The sequence below is a fragment of the Flavobacterium sp. genome (assembly GCF_049240005.1).
GTDB lineage: Bacteria > Bacteroidota > Bacteroidia > Flavobacteriales > Flavobacteriaceae > Flavobacterium.
The window spans coordinates 28,999-47,926 of the sequence record NZ_JBMLTK010000118.1; the positions used below are offsets into that span (position 1 = coordinate 28,999).

Below are 18,928 nucleotides of genomic sequence, written 5' to 3' on the forward strand. Positions count from 1 at the left end.
CGGTTACAGCGGTCCAAAACCCCGTGTTATCTTTAAAACGTAAGTCTTATATCGATGAACTTTTGCTGTTCATTGCTTTTTTTACAGTAATAAAACACACTCTTAATAAATTTTTACTACGTTAGCATTCAGAAAATAAAAACCATGAAAAAAATCACAACACTTGCTGCAGCTTGGATTTTAGGTCTCATGTTCTTGAATGGCGGCTTAAACAAATTCTTAGAATACATGCCCATGCCCGAACAAATGAATCCTGAAATGCAAAAAGATTTTGCCGCATTTGTCGAAATTTCTTGGTTGATGCCCTTAGTCGGTATCGGCGAAATTCTCGGCGGTATTTTACTTCTTTTTCCTCGTTTTCGGGCCTTAGGTGCAATTGTATCATTTCCAATCTTAATCGGAATCAATGCCTTCTGCGCAAGCGTTGAACCAAGCGGATTAGCACTCGCGATACCGCTTTTACTTATGGACATTTATATTTTAATCACCGACCGCGAGAAAATCAAACCACTTTTTTAAACTATGAGACACCTTTTTTCTTTTAAAACACTTTTTGCAGTCGGTTTTCTTTTCCTGACCCAATTCAGTAACGCGCAACTTATATTAGCTGAAAACGAAGAAGCCATTTTGCGTTTCAAAGCTAAAACTGGCGAAGAAATTGCACTGCTTAAAGATAAAACCGATTACTATTTGCAATTCCGTTTAGTGAATCCGCAAGGTGATAAGAACGAATATCCAAAACCAAAACCAAATAGTTGGAAACAGTTTAAGTATTCCCACCGGGTAGCTTTTTTAAGTAACGGAAAACAAGTTGATGTTGAGTTGGTTCGATTTAAAATCGGCGACGACCAGTACGTCATTTACGAACAACACGATCGCGGATCGGGTTCGACTACCGCTGGTCTGAGAATCACCAACAGCGAAACCAAGCAAGTAAAGTTATATTCAGGTATTTCTAGCACCATTCAAGGCGATTTGAGTCGCGTTATCGAAGGCAATAATATCGAAGTAGTCGAACATTTAGATTAGTTTTTTCTCTTTAAAAATGCGCTAAGTGATGTCGAATACTTTGAGCGTGTTTAAAAAAGTAATTACTCTTTAAACGCAATCATCGATATTTCGACATCCACGCCCTTAGGTAATCCTTGCACAGCTACAGTTTCCCGAGCAGGCGCTACCGATTCGTCGAAGTACTTTTCGTAAACCGAATTCACCGTGGCAAAATCGTTCATGTCCGTAAGAAAAATACTCGTTTTTACTACATCCGAAAATTGAAAACCAGCCGCTTCTAATACCGTGCGTAAGTTCTCCATGACCTGCTCTGTTTGCTCGGCCACATTCTTTAATTTCAAATGTCCCGTAGTTGGATCGATAGCAATCTGCCCACTCGTATATAATTGATTTCCAAATTGTACGGCTTGGTTGTACGGACCAATTGGTGCAGGTGCATTAGCTGTGTAAATGATTTTTTTCATAATTCTAAAAGTACGAATTTTTTGCAGTAAGAACTAACAAGCAGCGTTCGACTAAAAATCATTGTCAGAACGCTTAAAGTGAACAACTTTCCAACTAAACAGATGACTGGCTGCCTACTTCGTTAGATTTTTTTGCGATACCGTAGTGTCTTAATAAAAATCAGTGTGATGATCAACCGTTTATCTGTTTTTTGACCGCCATCATTAAATCGAACTCAGGTTAATAAATTAACGTCGTCCGCCGTCGGGTAAACTCTGACGTTCCCACTTAATATCACTCAACATACCGCTCTTGATTCCAATAAAGAATCCCCACGATTTGTAAATATCAATCGGAACCCACGTAAAATCCATACGCCAACTCAACAAGTCGCGTTCAAATCGAAGTTGGGTATACGTGATACCTTTTTGAACAAAGTCGTAACCTGTTGACGCACCAATTTTCCACTTCGGCGTAAGCGTTAAATTTCCCGAAGCCATAATACTATTGCCCGTGATTTCGCTTTGCCTTCTATCGTTAGAATACGTAAGCGAATAGGCCAAAGTTAGATCCCACGGTATGTCGGCGGCGTATAATTCCAATGGTTTGGTATCTTCATCATCTTCATCAAACTGCGATTTCCGTCGATCCCCAAAATCCGTCGCAGTTCCAAATAAATCGTCTTCTCGACCGCCGTTTCGCTGGTTTTCTTCGCCCGCAGCATTGTTTTTCTTATTCCCGAAATTACTGTCAAACGAGTAGTTCATGGTTACGTTAGCACTAGTAAGTCGGAACAACGACCCACCGTTGTCGATATTGAACGTATTGATACGTCGTCCTGCCGCATTTATCGAATACGGATCGAGCGTAGCAGCAAGGTTCACATTCATTTTCTCTTTGAACAACAATGTGCTTCCACTAACGCGTACCGGCGACCAGCGCAGCGAATCGGCACTAATGTCGTAACCCGTTTGGAAATTCAAGTTGTTAAGCAACATGATTTTCTTATACTCTGTCTTGGTCGAATCTTTGTCGGTTACTTTTGCTTCAAAAGTGTTTGATAACTGAAAACCAAGCACATTACTGTAATTTCTTTGAGGTGCACCATAAATACCGTTTTCAAAACGGGTGTATTCCTTTTGCATATTTCCGCTGGCATCGGTCGCGTAAGTATCGTAATACCGATCAAAACTTGGCGTATAGTTGTACGAAACCGTCGGACGCATCACGTGGCGAATCGCTTTTAGCTTACCCTTATCTCCAAAATCATAGGTTCCATAAATCGTTGTACCAAGACCGGTACTGAAGTTATAGGTTCTAAACGAATCAAATCCGCCTACCTCGCGTTCAACTACTTGATTCAAATCTTGATCAAATCGTCGGTTTATCGTCTTGATGTACCAAACCTCATTGTAGTTCACATTAAACGGAACACTGAAATACTTGAATAACTTTATATTCGTGTTAATCGGAATACTGTGGCGCATTCCAGCTTGGGCATCGCGAAACATTTCCGGCTTGAAAAATAATGAATCGGTGGTGTTTATGCGGTTTTCACCAAGAACGTTGTATTGGAAATTGATGTTTTGGAAGAATCCTTTTTTAATTCCTTCTTTCGGAGCAAACGGAAACACGCGGTCCATACTGGCATTGAAAGTAGGTAACGTCATATTTATAGCTTGCGACTGCGTATTCTGCGAATGCGTTGCCGATAAAGTGATGTTTACCTGCGGTTCCCAATTAAACGTTTTTGAGTACGATACCGACGACGCTAACGTATTATTTAATCGAGATGCAGCAGCCAATTGATTAAATGAACTTTGAAAAAACTGCGAGCTTCCCAAATTCACCGAAGCTGAAAATCGCGAATTCGGATTCGATTTTCCGTCTTGCGCATGACTCCATTGTATGTTGTAAAGAGTAGTTCTGCTGTAATCTGGGAAACCACGTTCGCTAAAAACTTGGTTTTCATACCTAAAATTCACGTTTCCACGAAACTTGTATCGCAAAGCGTAGTTCGTTTCGGCTCGAATTCCGTAACTACCGTTTGTGAAATAATCGCCGGTTAACTTCAAATCCAGATAATCGCTGATAGCAAAATAGTAACCACCGTTTTGAAGAGAATATCCGCGATTGTTCGTATCGTTAAAAGTTGGAATTAATACACCCGACTGACTTTTAGTCGTCATTGGAAAAAAAGCAAAGGGCACGGCAATAGGCGTCGGAACGTCGGCAATGTACATATTCGTAAACCCTACGACTACTTTCTTTTTAGGAACAAACTTTGCCTTTTGTGCCAAAAAGTAATATTCCGGATTGTCGATATCTTCCGAGGTGGTAAACTTCGTTCTAGATAAAAAGTATACCGAGTCGTTTTCGCGTTTAGCTATTTCAGAAATAAAATTAAGTTCTCCCTGTTGCGAGCGCGAATTGTAAATAATTACTTTTTTAGTTTTCGTATTGAAACGGATCGAATCGGGTTCAACCACGTTTGTACCTTGTTTGAAGACAGGCCGCTGCGTTAATGTACCTGTAGAATCTTTAATTCTTCCAGCCGAAACTTCATTGGTTTCGTAATTCATTACAATTATTCCAGCGGTAAGTTCTACGTCTTGATAGTACAATTCAGCTTCGTCATACAGCGTTAACTGCTTTGTTTTCTGATTCATTCGCTCGTAACCTTTTGCCTTGCGGCGAACGATGTCTTCTAAGACGGATTTCTTGGGTTCAACACTACCTTTCTTTGATGTATCGACGGTTGTGGTGGGTAGTGATACGGTCAGAGTATCTTTTTGGGTACGTGAAACGTTAAGTGATTTTGCAGGCAATTCCTGCGCCTGAACTTTTCCGCAACAGATTGTTAAAAACGTTGCTAAAAAAACGATATGAAGTAAGTTTGAACGCAAATGTATTAATACTACTTTTGTGAAAAGTGGCGCACTTTTTGGTGGGTCAAACTTACATATAATTTTTCAGCTATATAAGCCGGAAGTAATTTTAACGAAGCATTTAAATCCACAAAAAACAAGCCTGAAAGATGAACTTCAAACGCAAATCTTTACAATTCATTTCATTAAGCATACTTTTTTTTACGCAAGTTGTTTCAGCTCAGTCAAATACATTTAAAGTAGCTCTCGATGCAGGTCACGGTGGTAAAGACTTTGGCGCCTCGTATCACGGATACTTAGAGAAACGAATCGCCCTAGAAGTAGTGCTTCGCGTTGGGAAAATTTTAGAAAGACAGCCCGATATCGACGTGGTTTATACTCGTAAAACCGACGTTTTTATCGAACTTATCGAACGTGCAAACATCGCCAATCGCGCCGACGCCAACATCTTCGTCTCAATACACTGCAACGCAAACGCAAACCTCTCTGCCGATGGAACCGAAACCTACGTAATGGGTATGGCCAAAAACGCAAGTAACCTGGAAGCAGCGAAACGCGAAAACGCCGTAATTACTATGGAGAAAGATTATAAAATTAAATACGAGGGATTTGATCCGAATTCTCCAGAAAAAATGATCGGGATGACCATGCTCCAAGAAGAGTACATGGACAACAGTATCGCTCTAGCCAGTAAAATCCAAAATAACTTTACAGATATGCTTGGCCGGAAAAGTCGCGGTGTAAAGCAAGCACCGTATATGGTATTACATAAAGCCTATATGCCTCGCGTACTTATCGAGATGGGTTTTATTTCTAATGCAAAAGAAGGCGCATACCTAAATTCAGATGAAGGGCAAGATAAATTAGCTGAGGCAATCGCAAAAGCCATTATTAGTTACAAAAAGGAATATTTTGGTGGGGAAGGGCAAATTTCCGAAAAGCCGTCGGAAAAATTAGCTCCTGAAGATCGCGTAGCACCCGCAAAACCCGTAACAGAAACTCCTCGAAATCAAGAACCACAACAGCAAACCAGTGCCGTAGAGTCGGGCATTGTCTTCAAAGTACAAATCAGTGCCAGCGGCAAAAAACTCGACCCAACACCAGCAAATTTTAAAGGATTAACCGACATCAGTGTAGCCACCGATAACGGAACCCTCTACAAATACATGTATGGAAATACCTCCGATTACGCCAAAGCAAAAGAACTGCTCGCAACAGCAAAATCAAAAGGCTACGATTCAGCGTACATCATTGCTTTCAAAGACGGAAAAAAAATCAGTGTACAAGAAGCGATTAAGCAATAAGCTTCTATAATTTAGTTTAAATTTGCGCAAAAACTTGCACCTTGAAACTAAGCAGAGAGCTCAAAACCGCCATACTCGTCGTTTCATCCATACTCTTATTCATTTGGGGATATAATTTCCTCAAAGGGAGCGACTTATTTGATTCATCTAAAACCGTTTACGTTAAATATAAAAACGTCGAAGGTCTTTTGCCGTCGGCAGCAGTAACCATTAACGGACTCGCAGTAGGAAAGGTACAATCCATTACTCTCGATCCGAAAGACGCGTCATTACTTGTTGAGTTAAAAATCACAGGCGATTTCCCTATCTCCAAGTCCTCAAAAGCAAATCTGTACGAGCCCGGATTAATCGGTGGCAAACAAGTACAAATCATTCCAAACCTGCAAGACACGAACATGATCGAAAACGGAACCTATTTGCAAGGTGAAGTAATCTCGGGAATTACAGCACAAGTAACCGAAACCTTAAAACCGCTGCAAGAAAAAATTTCAACGATACTTTCGTCGGTTAACGTATTACTCAACGGAATCAACAATACGCTCGATACCAAAACACAAAATCATCTCAAAAATTCAATTGCTGAACTTGAGAAAACAATGACCGAATTCAAGTCGCTCGCTACAAATGCAAACGACTTAATCGCCGACAACAAAGGAAAACTTAACAGCACCATCGCTAATTTTGACAAAACTTCTGGAAACTTCGCTAAAATATCCGATTCGTTAGCCAAAGTAAATATTGGACAAACGGTCAAAAAGCTAGAATCTACGCTGGCAAATATGGATAAAATCATCGCCGATCTTCAAAGCGGAAAAGGTACCGCCGGAAAAATCCTCAAAGATGAAGCCATGTATAGCAACTTCAATAAAACAGCAAAAGAATTGGAGTTACTTTTGCAAGATTTACGCCTAAATCCAACGCGATACATCAACGTTTCGCTGTTTGGAAAAAAGAATAAACCATACAAAGCGCCCGAAACTAACGCCGAACCAAAACCTTAAAGCAGATGCAATACATTGATAACATACTGTTTCTTATTGTCCTAGCTCTTGGAATTGCCTTCTTTGCAAAAAGTGCCAAGAAAATCATTCGCAATATCAAACTCGGTCAAGAAGTTGATCGCAGCGACCGCAGTTCTGAACGTTGGAAAAATATGGTGCTCATCGCACTCGGTCAAAAGAAAATGATCACCAGACCAATCAGCGGATTGCTACACATCATCGTGTACGTTGGTTTTGTAATCATCAATATCGAAGTTCTCGAAATTATAATCGACGGCCTTTTCGGGACACACCGCATTTTCAGTTTCTTAGGAACAACGTACAACGTGCTAATCGCCTCATTCGAAATTCTGGCCTTGCTCGTTCTCGTAGCTGTATTTGCCTTTTTCGCCAGACGAAACATTATTAAACTAAAACGCTTCATCCACAACGACTTGACCGGCTGGCCTAAATCAGACGCGAATTATATTTTGTACTTCGAAGTTGTGCTGATGTCGCTCTTTTTAATAATGAATGCAGCCGATCGTCATCTGCAACTTATTGGCTATACGCATTATCCCGAAGCAGGCGCTTTTCCCGTTTCGTCGTTCCTGTTGCCCATTTTCGAAGGCATGAGTCCAGGCGTTGTGGCTCTTTTGGAGCGTTCGGCTTGGTGGTTACACATCATCGGAATCTTGATTTTCCTTAACTATCTGTATTTCAGCAAACATTTGCATATTTTACTCGCATTTCCAAATACATATTTTGCTGACTTAGACGCGAAAGGGAAATTTACTAATCTGGAATCGGTTACACGTGAAGTGAAATTGATGCTCGATCCAAACGCCGATCCTTATGCCGCAGCTCCAGCCGACGCTCCAGCAACGAAATTTGGCGCCGCCGACGTAACCGATCTCAACCGCGTACAATTGCTTAATGCGTACACTTGTACCGAATGTGGCCGCTGTACTTCGGCTTGTCCCGCAAATCAAACGGGTAAAAAATTATCTCCAAGACGAATCATGATGGCCACGCGCGATCGAATGGTGGAGTTGGGTGATGAAATAGATAAGAACAACGGACAAATGCCGCAAAGCACCAAAACCTTGCTAAACGACTACATAACGCCAGAAGAGTTATGGGCATGTACGTCGTGTAACGCCTGTGTCGAAGAATGTCCAGTAAATATAAATCCGCTGTCAATTATTCTCGATTTGCGCCGCTTCCTCGTAATGGAACAAAGCGCCGCACCTATGTCGCTCAACGCAATGATGAGCAACATCGAAAATAACGGAGCACCATGGCAATACAGCCAGCAAGATCGATTGAATTGGAAAAATGAATAAGGATTTGGGCATTCCCACCCTCCGTACCTCCGGGCGGTCGGGCTTTCCGTTCCAATCTGCCTTTTATCAAAGGCAGGATTTCCACTGCAATCCCTAATGCGGGCACCAATACCAAAAAACGGATCTTATATGTGAGCGTAAGGCTGTTTTTAATCTGATTAACAACAAATTAAAAACAAAACGAAAATGAAACTTGAAGATGTAGAAAAACAACTTATCGGCGCAACGGAAAACGGTAAAACCATTAGCCCAATCCTTCCGGAAGGCATCAAGAATTACTTGATTGATATCGACGGAACCATTTGCGACGATATTCCAAACGAAGAGCCCGAACGCATGCTCACTGCTGCGGTTTATCCTGATGCATTAGCAACATTAAATAAGTGGTACGACGAAGGACACATCATTTTCTTCTTCACCTCACGCACCGAAGCCCACCGCGAGTACACCGAGATTTGGCTCAAAAAGCACGGTTTCAAATACCACGGTATGGTTATGGGTAAACCACGGGGCGGAAATTACCACTGGATCGATAATCACCTGGTGAAAGCAACTCGTTATCGAGGCAAATTCACCGATTTAATTGAAAAAGAAGTCACCATCCAAGTTTTCGACGATGGCAAACACGAATAAAAACTTATAACTATGGCAGAGCAACTTTCAGTTCCAACAATGGCAGAAATGCTGGCAAATGGCGAACAACCCGAAGTTTTATTTTGGGTTGGCTGCGCAGGTAGTTTCGACGATAGAGCCAAAAAAATCACGAAAGCTTTCGTGAAAATTCTCAATAAAGCACAAGTAAAATTTGCCGTGCTCGGAACCGAAGAAAGTTGCACCGGCGATCCCGCAAAACGTGCCGGAAACGAATTCGTATTCCAAATGCAAGCCATGATGAATATCGAAGTGCTAAACGCATACGAAGCGAAAAAAATCGTTACGGCTTGCCCGCACTGCTTCAATACACTCAAAAACGAATATCCAGAACTCGGCGGAAACTACGAAGTCATTCACCATACCGAATTCTTAAAATCGTTGCTCGATTCCGGCCGACTCACCATTCAAGGCGGGCAGTTTAAAGGAAAACGAATCACCTTCCACGATCCGTGTTATCTAGGTCGTGCCAACAACATCTATGAAGCTCCGCGCGAGTTAATGGAAAAACTTGATGTGGCGCTTGTTGAAATGAAACGCTCAAAAGCAAACGGGCTCTGTTGTGGCGCTGGTGGTGCACAAATGTTTAAAGACGCAGAGCCTGGAAATAAAGAAGTAAACATCCTCAGAACCGAAGACGCGCTCGAAACGCAACCCGATATCATAGCCGCTGCTTGTCCGTTTTGTAACACCATGATGACCGACGGTGTGAAAAACAAAGAAAAAGAAGGCAGCGTAAAAGTGATGGACATTGCCGAATTGATTGCTAATGCAGAAGACTTATAAAAATGTACGTACCTTTTGAAGAATTACCCGAAGAGTCGCGCGTTTGGATTTACCAAAGCAACCGACGCCTTCAACCTGAAGAACTAACCCAAATTGAAACCGCACTAAAACAATTTGTTGAAAATTGGGCGGCACACGGAAAACCGCTGCAAGCTTCTTTTGAAATTCGCTACGACCGGTTTATCGTTCTAGCTGTTGATCAAGAGTTTAATGCTGCTACGGGTTGTTCCATTGATGCATCCGTACATTTCATACAAGAGTTGGAAAAACAATTCGATATCGTTTTGCTCGATAAAATGAATGTAACGTATCGTTTGGGTGACCATATCGCACATAAATCATTGATCGATTTTAAGAAAATGGTCAAAGATCGCGCCGTGTCGCCTCATACGATCGTTTTTAATAATTTGGTAAACACTATCGAGGAATATCAAAACGACTGGGAAGTTGAAGCCTCGCAAAGTTGGCACAGCAGGTTTTTTTAAGATGAAGATATCCGCTCGTATTCAACTCGGTGTCGTCTTGGCATCAATCGTTTTAGTAATCGCTGCTTGTAAATCTGCGGAAACTAAAAAAGCCGAACAACAACGTGCCGAGGAACTTTCCCACGCAAAAAGTAACCACGAACCCATCGACTCACTGCCGCCGGTTTCATTCGCTTGGATGAAGGAATCTAATGCGGAAAAACGTTGGGTCGACAGCGTGTACAACAACATGAACCTGACCGAACGAATCGGGCAACTATTCATGGTGGCGGCCTATTCCAACAAAGACAGCGTGCACGTAAATTCGGTTAAGAAACTCATTCGCGATTATAAAATTGGTGGCCTGATTTTCTTTCAAGGCGGTCCGATGCGTCAAGCAAAACTGACCAACCAATATCAAGCAATTTCGAAACTTCCATTATTTATTGGTATCGATGCCGAGTGGGGACTAAACATGCGTCTCGATTCTACGTTCAAATTTCCGTTTAACATGACTTTGGGCGCCGTTCGCAACAAGAAGTTATTGGAAAGTATGGGTATTCAGATGGCAAAAGAAAGCAAACGTTTAGGCGTGCATTTCAATTTTGCTCCCGTTCTTGATGTGAATACCAATCCCAAAAATCCGATAATTGGTTTCCGTTCTTTCGGCGAAAGCAAAGAAAACGTGACCCAATCGGCTTTAGCGTTGATGACCGGAATTCAAGAAAGCGGCATTTACGCCACCGGAAAACATTTTCCCGGCCACGGCGATACTGGCACCGATTCGCATTATGCACTTCCAGTAATTCCTTTTACAAAAGAACGAATCGATAGTTTGGAACTCTATCCGTACAAAAAGTTATTTAAAAACGGACTTTCTTCGGTAATGGTGGCGCATTTAAACGTTCCCGCTATTGAACCGCAAGCAGATATTCCGTCTTCCGTTTCTAAAAATATCATTTCCGATTTATTGATTGATGAAATGAAATTCGACGGACTCATATTTACCGATGCGTTAAACATGAAAGCCGCTTCGGGCACACGTCCGCCAGGTAAAATTAATCTGGAAGCGCTGTTAGCAGGAAACGATGTTTTACTGTTTCCCGAAAATATTCCGCTAGGTATTGAACTCATTTGCATGGCGTATCAAGATGGTGTTTTAACCGAAGAACGACTGAGTAAATCTGTGAAGAAAATTCTGCAACACAAATACAGAATTGGTTTAAACAAATACCAACCCATTGCCGAGCAAAACCTAATTGCAGATATCAATCCGCCGCAAAATAAAATTCTGCAACAGCAATTGTTCGAAAATGCGGTTACCCTCGTTCAAAATCAGAACAACATTCTGCCAATTCAAAAATTGGAAAACGAGCGTATTGCATACGTAAAACTCGGCGACGACCAGAATACAGCATTTTTGGAGTCACTTAAAAATTACGCAGATATTACCGAAGTTGCTGTCGCATCACTCGATTCTATCGAAAGTCAGTTTGCCGAATTCTCAAAAGTAATTGTCGGTTTTCACAAATCGGATCGCGCGTGGAAATCGCAATCGTTTACCGATACTGAAATTCAAATTCTCGATCGCTTAACGCAGAAAAAATCGGTAATTCTCGACGTTTTCGTTCGTCCGTATTCGTTAATGCCTATTTCATTTTTGGATCGATTTTCGGCAATTGTAGTTTCCTATCAAAATGCCGATGTAGCGCAACGCGTTAGTGCAGATATCATTTTTGGAACCACTGCCGCTGCTGGTCGCTTGCCGGTAAGCATCAACGCCAAATTTCAGGCGGGCATGGGTATCGACACGAAAACTAGTAATCGTCTTGGATTTTCGCTTCCAGAGCTGCAAAAAATGAGTTCTGATAAACTGAAACTCGTTGATAACATTATTGAAACGGCTATTGCAAAGAAAACTACACCAGGAGCACAAATTCTTGTTGCCCGAAACGGTAAAGTTGTTTATCAAAAATCCTTCGGAAAATTTACCTACGACGCTACGGCACCAAAGGTAACCAACGCTGCCGTTTACGATTTGGCTTCGCTTACCAAAATCTTAGCACCTTTGCCGTTATTGATGCAAAACTACGAGCAGCACAAGTTTACCTTAGATACCAATCTGGGAACACTTTTGCCGTATTTGCAAACATCTGATAAAAAAGATATTACCGTAAAGCAATGGCTTTCGCATCAAGCCGGTTTCGAAGCGTGGACACCGTTTTACAAACAAACGCTCTTGGCGAACGGAACGGTGAATCCGACTTATTACTCAAAAATAGCCAATCAAACATTCAATACGCGTGTGAGCGACAGTTTGTACATCATTGGTACATACCGCGATTCGATTCTTCAGAAAATTAAAAATTCGAAACTCGTTCCAAATCAAGGTTATAAGTACAGCGATTACACCTTTATCTTGGCGCATAAGTATTTGGAAGATCAATTGCATTCAAGTTTAGACATCAGCGCATATACGCATTTTTACAAGAAAATAGGCGCGAGAACGCTTACCTATAATCCGTTGCAACGATTTGAAAAGCAGCTTGTTGTTCCTACCGAAATTGATACCTATTTCCGAAGAGACACCATTCAAGGATTTGTACACGATATGGCGGCAGCGATGCAAGGTGGAGTAGGAGGGCACGCCGGACTTTTTGGTACTTCACTGGATGTTGCCAAAATGATGCAGCTTTTCTTGCAAAAAGGAAATTATGCGGGCGAACAGTATTTTAGTTCTGCTACTTTCGATACCTTCAATACACGTTATTTCGAAACTTTGGGAAGCCGACGTGGCTTGGGATTCGACAAACCACAATTACCCGGAAATGCGGGTCCGACCTGCGGTTGCGTTTCGGCAGAGAGCTTCGGTCACACCGGTTTTACGGGCACTATTGCGTGGGCCGATCCGAAAACACAACTCGTTTATGTGTTTTTATCCAACCGAACGTTTCCCGATAGCAACGCACCTAACGCCTTATCGCAACAAAACGTTCGCGAACAAATACAAAAAGCGATTCAAGACGCCATCCTAGAATAGGATTAACGCGATCGACTCCGCAATACTTCTTCCACAGCTGCTAACGATGTTCCTTTCGCGCGAAGCAAAATCAGAACGTGATACAACAAATCGGCTGCTTCGTTTAAAAACAATTCGGTATTAGTGTCTTTGGCTTCAATAACCAATTCCACAGCTTCTTCGCCTACTTTTTGCGCTACTTTATTGATGCCTTTTTCCACTAATTTTTTAGTGTAAGAATTCGAATCGCTACCCGTAATTCGATCGGAAATTATGGCTTCTAAGTCGTATAAAAACGATTTTTGGAAATTGTTTTTGAAACACGATTCCGTTCCCGTGTGGCAAGTTGGCCCTTCCGGATTCGCGAGTATCAATAGTGCATCGTTGTCGCAATCTTCAGAAATCGACACCATATTTAGGTAGTTTCCGGATGTCTCACCTTTGGTCCACAACCTCTGTTTTGATCGGCTGAAAAACGTCACTTTCTTTGTTTCGCAGGTTTTTTCGTAGGCTTCACGATTCATATAACCAAGCATCAAAACGCTGCCATTTTGGTAATTTTGGATGATAGCTGGAACGAGTCCGTTTTCTTTATCGAAATCTGTTTTCATCGAATAGGTATGTTTAGTGTTTTTAAATACGATTTTACTTCAGAAATGCTAACTACACTTTCGTGGAAGATACCCGCTGCTAAAGCCGCCGAAACCGACGTTTGTTGGAAAACCTCGGCGAAGTGCTCAGGCGTTCCCGCACCTCCCGAAGCGATAACGGGAATGTTCACAGCAGCCGAAACCTCGCGCAAAATGGGAAGTGCAAAGCCGTTTCGCGAGCCGTCGTGATTCATAGATGTGAGTAAAAGCTCGCCCGCACCTAGATTAAATGCTCGTTTCGCCCAATCGACCGTGTTGAGTGGCATTTCGGTTTTGCCTGCGTTTACAAAGACTTTCCATTGGTCTTGTACGAGTTTGGTGTCGATAGCAACAACAACGCATTGACTCCCAAAAGCTTCTGCGATTTCAGTGATTAACTCAGGTCGTTTTACCGCTGCAGAGTTCAAACTTATTTTATCAGCGCCCGCACGAATAACCGCTTCGGCATCGGCTAGAGAATTGATTCCACCGCCTACAGTAAAGGGAATACGAATTTTCGATGCCATTTGCTCAACGAGTTTTACCAGGGTTTGCCGCTTTTCCAATGTTGCGGTAATGTCGAGAAATACGAGTTCGTCGGCGCCTTCATCGGAGTACCGCTTGGCCAATTCTAGCGGATCGCCGGCGTCTTTGATGTTCTGAAATTGTACGCCTTTTACAGTTCGACCGTCTTTTATGTCTAAACACGGAATGATTCGTTTTTTTAACATAAGGCAGCCAGTTCAGTTAAGGTTATTTTATTCTCATACAAGGCTTTACCGATAATTGCCGCGTCGCAACCCAAAATTTTGAGTTGTTGCAAATCATTTAGCGAGCTTACACCTCCACTTGCCACGAGTTTTACAGGAACGGATTTCAGTATTTCTTCATATAAATCGAACGACGGTCCTGCTAACATGCCGTCTTTTTCGATATCGGTACAAACCACATATTGAATTCCTTTTTCGAAATGGGTTTTGATGAATGCCACAACATCTTCATCCGATTTTTCTTGCCATCCTTGAACTGCAATTTTTCGATTTTGGGCATCGGCGCCAAGAATGATTTTTGAACTACCGTATCTATCCAACCACGAGGCAAATAGTTCCGGCTTTTTAACGGCAATGCTTCCTGCTGTAATTTGTGCCGCGCCGCTCGAAAATGCTATGTCTACATCGGTTGTCGATTTAATGCCGCCGCCAAAATCTATTTTTAGTTGCGTTTTCGTAGCCAGTAATTCTAAGGTTTTATAGTTGACAATTCCGTTTGATTTTGCACCGTCTAAATCCACTAAATGCAAGTATTCAATACCGTTGGCTTCAAATTCTTTGGCTACTTCTAAAGGGTTTTCTCGATATATTTTTTGTGTGGAATAATCGCCTTTTGTTAAACGAACGCATTTTCCTTCGATGATATCTATGGCAGGTATAATTCTCATAATTTCAAGAAGTTATTTAATATTTGGAGTCCGATTCCTGCCGATTTTTCTGGATGAAATTGTGTGGCATAGAAGTTATCTTTTTGCATAACCGCGCTGAACGGCAAGATGTAATCGCAGGTAGCAACAGTTTCTGAAGTGGGTTCGCAATAGTAAGAATGCACGAAGTAAACGTCGTCGTAGGCAGTAATTCCTTCTAAAAGAGCGGTTTCTTTTACAGGAGTAATCGTATTCCAGCCCATGTGTGGAACGGTACCGTTTGCCGGGAAGCGCTTTACTTTTGCATTGAAAATTCCTAGTCCCGTCGTGTTTCCTTCCTCAGAATGCGCACACAGCAGTTGCTGCCCAAGGCAAATTCCTAAAACCGGTTGTTGAAGTTTTTGAATGCAGTTATCTAATCCGTATGTTTTTAGATACAGCATGGCCGATTGTGCGGCACCTACACCGGGAAAAATGACTTTTTCGGCGGCTCGGATTTTTTGTTGATCTGACGTGATTTCACAATCAAATCCCAAGCTTTCCACGGCGTTTTTCACCGAAGTAGCGTTGCCAGCGTTGTATTGAATTATTGCGATCATAAGGTACCTTTTGTACTTGGAATTGAAAATTGATTGTTTTTTGTTGCTGCCATTTTGAGGCATTTTCCAAAAGCTTTGAAGAGCGATTCGATTTTGTGGTGCTCGTTTTTCCCTTTGGCTTTGATGTTGATGTTGCATTTCGCCTGGTCGGAAAATGATTTAAAAAAGTGTTCAAACATTTCTGTTGGCATATCGCCCACTTTCTCTCTTTTGAATTTAGCCTTCCAAACCAACCACGGACGTCCGCCGAAATCAAGGGCTAGCTGCGCTAAGCAATCGTCCATAGGTAAGACAAATCCGTAACGCTCGATGCCGATTTTACTGCCTAGCGCTTCGAAAAAAGCTTGTCCTAATGTCAAGGCCACGTCTTCAATTGTGTGGTGTTCGTCGATATGCAAATCACCGCGTACGGAAATAGCTAAGTCGAAACTTCCGTGTTTAGCGATTTGCTCCAACAAGTGATCAAAAAAACCGAGACCAGTATTGATGTCCGCTTTTCCCGTGCCGTCTAAGTTTAATGCAATGGAAATGTCTGTTTCTTTGGTTTTTCGAGTTACCATTGCCGTTCGTGGTTGCGATTTTAAGTACTGATAGATCGTTGCCCATGAAGTTGTGACGAGCTCGGCGTTTGTTGACGTTTCGCCAAGGAAAACCGACTTGCAACCCAGATTTTTTGCCAACTGCACGTCGCTTTCTCGATCGCCAATAACGAACGAATTCGCTAAGTCGTAATTGCCTTTTATATAATGTGTTAACAATGCAGTTCCCGGTTTTCGAGTCGGTAGATTTTCGTTTTCAAACGACGTATCAATCAAAACTTCTTTAAAAACAATGCCTTCATTTTCAAACGCTTGGAGCATTTTGTTTTGTGCTGGCCAGAAGGTAGACTCAGGAAACGAAGCCGTACCTAAACCGTCTTGATTGGTAACCATTACCAAGTCGTAATCCAGTTCTTTAGCGATTTTTCCCAAGTATTGAAACACAAACGGATAGAATTCGAGTTTTTCCAAACTGTCCACCTGAAAATTGGTTTTTGGCTCCAGGATTAACGTGCCGTCGCGGTCGATAAAGAGTACTTTTTTCATAGTTGGATTTCTTTTAAGATGTTGATTAACAAATCGTTTTCCTGTTTTGTGCCTACGGTAATTCGCAAGCAATTTTCTACCACGCCATGTCGGTTACGAACTACGATTCCGCGGCTAATCAGTTGATTGTAAATAGCCGTTGCATCGGTTGTTTTTAGGAAGAGGAAGTTGGCGTCGGAAGCAAAAACTTGCTCAATTACGGACACCGCTGCAAGTTCGTTTTCCAGACGTTTGCGTTCGGATACGATTTCTGCGATTTGCGCCAGTACTTTTTCGTTGTCGGAAAGTGCTTCAAGGGCAGCCGCAACATTTAGCGAGCTGCAGTTGTATGGCGGTTTTATGTTATTGAGTAAATCGATTATCTCCTTTGAAGTATACGCCACTCCGATACGTGCTGCTGCAAGTCCGTAGGCTTTACTGAAGGTTTGCGAAACAATTACATTAGGAAACTGATTTAGTTTTGAAATCCACGATTCGTTGGTGCTAAATTCGATATATGCTTCGTCGATGAATACAATTCCTGGATATAAGCGAACGACTTCTTCGATATTTTTCAGTGTATTTCCCGTCGGGTTGTTTGGCGAACACAAGAATAAAATTTTGGATGGTTGTGCGAGAATTTTCGATACATCTAATTCAAAATCAGCGGTTAACGGAATTCGATTTACTCGGATGTTATTGATGGCAGCCGAAACCTCGTACATGCCGTAGGTGGGCGGACAAATCGCAATGGTATCGGCTCCCACTTCGCAAAACAGCCGGATCGTTAAATCAATGATTTCGTCGCTGCCGTTTCCGATGAAAATTTGCTCTGGAGCAGTTTTTTTAAGTTCAGAAAGTTTTGATTTTAGTGCTGTTTGCAAGGGATCTGGATAGCGATTTAAAGCACCAAACGGATTCTCGTTTGCATCTAAAAACACTTTCGCTGTGCCTGAGTATTCAGAACGTGCGCTGCTGTATGGTTGTAAATTAAGCAAGTGCGGGTTTGCTAATTGTTGAATGCTTTTCATGAATTTGATTTTTTTATTTGTTGAAGGCGGAGCGTTACGGCATTTTTGTGTGCTTGCAAGCCTTCGGCGGTGGCCAAGATTTCGATGGTTGGTCCCAGATTTTTGATTCCTTGCGCATCGATTTCCTGAAAGGTAATTTTCTTGATAAAGCTGTCTAGCGAGACGCCGCTGTACTGACGTGCGTAGCCGTTAGTTGGTAAGGTGTGATTGGTTCCGCTGGCGTAATCTCCGGCGCTTTCGCAACTGTATCTTCCTAAGAAAACGGAACCGGCGTTCTGAACTAAACTGCGGTATTCGGCGGCATTTTCTAAAGCAAGAATTAAATGTTCGGGTGCAAACGCGTTGCTAAAGGCAAAGCAGTCAACTAAATTTTCAAATCGGATTGCCTTACTATTTGCCAATGCAGCAGCAGCTATCGATGCTCGTGGTGTTAATTCGAGCTGTTTCTTAACTTGATTCATGGCTTGTTGAATGATTTCGGCACTGTCGGAGAGTAACACCACTTGACTGTCGGCACCGTGTTCGGCTTGCGACAGTAAATCGGCGGCAATAAATTCCGGATTGGCGTGTTTGTCGGCTATGACCAAAACTTCGCTGGGTCCGGCTGGCATATCGATAGCAACACCGTACTGCAATGCCAGTTGTTTGGCTGCCGTAACGTACTGGTTTCCGGGTCCGAAAATTTTCAAGACTGCGGGTATACTTTCTGTACCAAACGTAAGAGCGGCAATGGCTTGAACACCGCCCACGGCAAAGATTTGCTTGATACCAATACGTTTTGCTGCATACCGTATTGCGGGATGAATTTTACCTTCGGCGTTTGGCGGCGAACACAAAACTATCTCGGAACAGCCTGCCAATTGCGCGGGAATTCCCAACATTAAAACCGTTGAAAACAACGGAGCCGTTCCGCCGGGAATGTAAATACCTACACGCTGTATGGGTCGGCTTTCCCGCCAGCAACGCACGCCCGGAGTTGTTTCGACCATTTCGGGAACTTCGCGTTGCGATTCGTGAAATTTGTAAATGGCATTTTTCGCAACTTCAATAGCCGTGCGCAGTTCAGTGTCGATTTCAAACTCCGAAGCATCGATTTCTGCTTGGGAAACGGCTAATGTCGTAAGTTTCGCTTGGTCGAACTTTTCCGTGTATTCGAGCACGGCTGCATCGCCGCGGTTTTGCACGTCGGTAAAAATGGCCCGTACATTGGCATCGAGATTTTCTGTGGGCAGGGTAGGGCGTTTGCTGAGTTCGGCCCACGTATTTTTTGAAGGATTTACAAATTGTATCATAGC

Annotated in this window: 18 protein-coding genes; 9 read left to right on the forward strand and 9 right to left on the reverse strand. The window is 42.4% G+C overall.

Features of this window, described 5'->3' with window-relative positions:
- Nucleotides 1-144: 144 nt before the first annotated feature.
- A complete protein-coding gene (locus tag ACOVQQ_RS11985; protein WP_421818405.1) occupies nucleotides 145-519 on the forward strand; it encodes a DoxX family membrane protein in 375 nt (124 codons plus the stop codon).
- A gap of 3 nt (nucleotides 520-522) precedes the next feature.
- Entirely contained in the window at nucleotides 523-1,029 is a 507-nt protein-coding gene (locus ACOVQQ_RS11990) for a hypothetical protein (protein ID WP_421818406.1), read from the forward strand.
- A 62-nt stretch (nucleotides 1,030-1,091) separates the two neighbouring features.
- Here ACOVQQ_RS11990 and ACOVQQ_RS11995 read toward each other — a convergent pair whose 3' ends face one another.
- Nucleotides 1,092-1,475 carry a RidA family protein gene (locus ACOVQQ_RS11995; RefSeq protein ID WP_421818407.1) on the reverse strand — a complete coding sequence of 128 codons (384 nt, stop codon included), beginning with the start codon at nucleotides 1,473-1,475 and terminating at the stop codon, nucleotides 1,092-1,094.
- A 228-nt stretch (nucleotides 1,476-1,703) separates the two neighbouring features.
- Nucleotides 1,704-4,361, reverse strand: coding sequence for a putative LPS assembly protein LptD (locus ACOVQQ_RS12000; RefSeq protein WP_421818408.1), 2,658 nt, complete (start codon nucleotides 4,359-4,361; stop codon nucleotides 1,704-1,706).
- 131 nt (nucleotides 4,362-4,492) lie between these two features.
- Here ACOVQQ_RS12000 and ACOVQQ_RS12005 point away from each other — a divergent pair, with 131 nt between their 5' ends.
- From ACOVQQ_RS12005 to ACOVQQ_RS12035, 7 genes are all read left to right on the forward strand, one after another.
- Nucleotides 4,493-5,647 (forward strand): N-acetylmuramoyl-L-alanine amidase family protein, encoded by a 1,155-nt coding sequence (locus ACOVQQ_RS12005; RefSeq protein ID WP_421818409.1) that lies wholly within the window; start codon nucleotides 4,493-4,495, stop codon nucleotides 5,645-5,647.
- 41 nt (nucleotides 5,648-5,688) lie between these two features.
- Nucleotides 5,689-6,648 carry an MlaD family protein gene (locus ACOVQQ_RS12010; protein WP_421818410.1) on the forward strand — a complete coding sequence of 320 codons (960 nt, stop codon included), beginning with the start codon at nucleotides 5,689-5,691 and terminating at the stop codon, nucleotides 6,646-6,648.
- Between the two features lie 5 nt (nucleotides 6,649-6,653).
- A complete protein-coding gene (locus tag ACOVQQ_RS12015; RefSeq protein ID WP_421818411.1) occupies nucleotides 6,654-7,973 on the forward strand; it encodes a 4Fe-4S dicluster domain-containing protein in 1,320 nt (439 codons plus the stop codon).
- Between the two features lie 186 nt (nucleotides 7,974-8,159).
- Nucleotides 8,160-8,606 (forward strand): LNS2 domain-containing protein, encoded by a 447-nt coding sequence (locus tag ACOVQQ_RS12020; RefSeq protein ID WP_094486053.1) that lies wholly within the window; start codon nucleotides 8,160-8,162, stop codon nucleotides 8,604-8,606.
- 12 nt (nucleotides 8,607-8,618) lie between these two features.
- Nucleotides 8,619-9,410, forward strand: coding sequence for a (Fe-S)-binding protein (locus tag ACOVQQ_RS12025; RefSeq protein ID WP_094486054.1), 792 nt, complete (start codon nucleotides 8,619-8,621; stop codon nucleotides 9,408-9,410).
- A 2-nt stretch (nucleotides 9,411-9,412) separates the two neighbouring features.
- On the forward strand, nucleotides 9,413-9,895 hold the full coding sequence (locus tag ACOVQQ_RS12030; protein ID WP_421818412.1) for an ABC transporter ATPase: 483 nt from the start codon (nucleotides 9,413-9,415) through the stop codon (nucleotides 9,893-9,895).
- Between the two features lies 1 nt (nucleotide 9,896).
- Nucleotides 9,897-12,914, forward strand: coding sequence for a glycoside hydrolase family 3 N-terminal domain-containing protein (locus ACOVQQ_RS12035; RefSeq protein ID WP_421818413.1), 3,018 nt, complete (start codon nucleotides 9,897-9,899; stop codon nucleotides 12,912-12,914).
- 2 nt (nucleotides 12,915-12,916) lie between these two features.
- On the opposite strand, the gene hisIE is transcribed toward ACOVQQ_RS12035, so the two are convergent.
- Genes hisIE through hisD form a run of 7 tightly spaced genes read right to left on the reverse strand, consistent with a single transcriptional unit; the run spans nucleotide 12,917 to nucleotide 18,925 of the window.
- Nucleotides 12,917-13,504, reverse strand: coding sequence for a bifunctional phosphoribosyl-AMP cyclohydrolase/phosphoribosyl-ATP diphosphatase HisIE (gene hisIE, locus ACOVQQ_RS12040; RefSeq protein ID WP_421818414.1), 588 nt, complete (start codon nucleotides 13,502-13,504; stop codon nucleotides 12,917-12,919).
- Nucleotides 13,501-14,253, reverse strand: coding sequence for an imidazole glycerol phosphate synthase subunit HisF (gene hisF, locus ACOVQQ_RS12045; RefSeq protein ID WP_421818415.1), 753 nt, complete (start codon nucleotides 14,251-14,253; stop codon nucleotides 13,501-13,503). Before hisF ends, hisIE begins: the two co-directional genes overlap by 4 nt.
- Nucleotides 14,247-14,960, reverse strand: a complete 714-nt coding sequence (hisA, locus tag ACOVQQ_RS12050) for a 1-(5-phosphoribosyl)-5-[(5-phosphoribosylamino)methylideneamino]imidazole-4-carboxamide isomerase (protein ID WP_421818416.1) — start codon at nucleotides 14,958-14,960, stop codon at nucleotides 14,247-14,249. The genes hisF and hisA overlap by 7 nt, the downstream gene beginning before the upstream one ends.
- Nucleotides 14,957-15,538 carry an imidazole glycerol phosphate synthase subunit HisH gene (gene hisH, locus ACOVQQ_RS12055; protein ID WP_421818417.1) on the reverse strand — a complete coding sequence of 194 codons (582 nt, stop codon included), beginning with the start codon at nucleotides 15,536-15,538 and terminating at the stop codon, nucleotides 14,957-14,959. Before hisH ends, hisA begins: the two co-directional genes overlap by 4 nt.
- Nucleotides 15,535-16,623, reverse strand: coding sequence for a bifunctional histidinol-phosphatase/imidazoleglycerol-phosphate dehydratase HisB (hisB, locus tag ACOVQQ_RS12060; RefSeq protein WP_421818418.1), 1,089 nt, complete (start codon nucleotides 16,621-16,623; stop codon nucleotides 15,535-15,537). The genes hisH and hisB overlap by 4 nt, the downstream gene beginning before the upstream one ends.
- On the reverse strand, nucleotides 16,620-17,633 hold the full coding sequence (hisC, locus tag ACOVQQ_RS12065; protein ID WP_421818419.1) for a histidinol-phosphate transaminase: 1,014 nt from the start codon (nucleotides 17,631-17,633) through the stop codon (nucleotides 16,620-16,622). The genes hisB and hisC overlap by 4 nt, the downstream gene beginning before the upstream one ends.
- Nucleotides 17,630-18,925 (reverse strand): histidinol dehydrogenase, encoded by a 1,296-nt coding sequence (hisD, locus tag ACOVQQ_RS12070; RefSeq protein WP_421818420.1) that lies wholly within the window; start codon nucleotides 18,923-18,925, stop codon nucleotides 17,630-17,632. The genes hisC and hisD overlap by 4 nt, the downstream gene beginning before the upstream one ends.
- Between the last annotated feature and the right edge of the window lie 3 nt (nucleotides 18,926-18,928).